Origin of the sequence: Acinetobacter lwoffii (assembly GCF_024129735.1) — a bacterium.
GTDB classification, from domain to species: Bacteria; Pseudomonadota; Gammaproteobacteria; order Pseudomonadales; family Moraxellaceae; genus Acinetobacter; species Acinetobacter lwoffii_H.
Genome location: NZ_JAMXXK010000123.1, coordinates 1 through 603, shown reverse-complemented (window position 1 = coordinate 603; position 603 = coordinate 1). Strand labels below are relative to the sequence as shown.

Annotated in this window: 1 pseudogene; it reads left to right on the top strand. The window is 42.6% G+C overall.

From position 1 onward, the window contains the following. Positions 1 to 9: 9 nt before the first annotated feature. Positions 10 to 560, top strand: a pseudogene (locus tag NI469_RS15750) (IS5 family transposase); the annotation flags it as partial. Positions 561 to 603 lie beyond the last annotated feature (43 nt).

The window sequence follows — 603 nt, the reverse complement described above, 5'->3', positions numbered from 1 at the left end:
AATTTTCAAATGAAGAAGCCTACACACAAAATCTACCGCACTACCAATTGGCCCGCATATAACCGAGCACTCATGAGTCGCGGAAATATTGCCCTTTGGTTGGATCCTGCTACGCAATGGTATGCTCCATCAAAAGGCAAACAAGGGCGAAATCAAATCTACTCCGACGTAGCCATCCAATGCTGCTTAATGATTAAATCCTTATTCCGTCTGTCTTTACGTATGGTTACTGGCTTTGTGCAAAGTCTGATTAAGCTTTGCGGCTGAGCAGCCCCGAATATCAGTGATATTCGTATTCCACCATTTGTAGAAAACAAAAGCATATTGATATTGCAAGCAGCTACCAAAAAAGTAGCGATGGGCTGCATCTACTCGTAGACTCTACAGGCATGAAGCTTCTAGGTGAGGGCGAATGGAAACGCAAGAAACATGGACCTGAATATCGTCGCAAATGGCGTAAACTACATATTGGTATCGATGCTAAAACCCTACAAATACGCGTTATTCGGCTCACAACCAATAATGTCAGTGATTCACAGGTGCTTGGTGATTTACTTAATTAGATTCCACAAGATGAGCAGATTGACTCTGTTTATACCGATG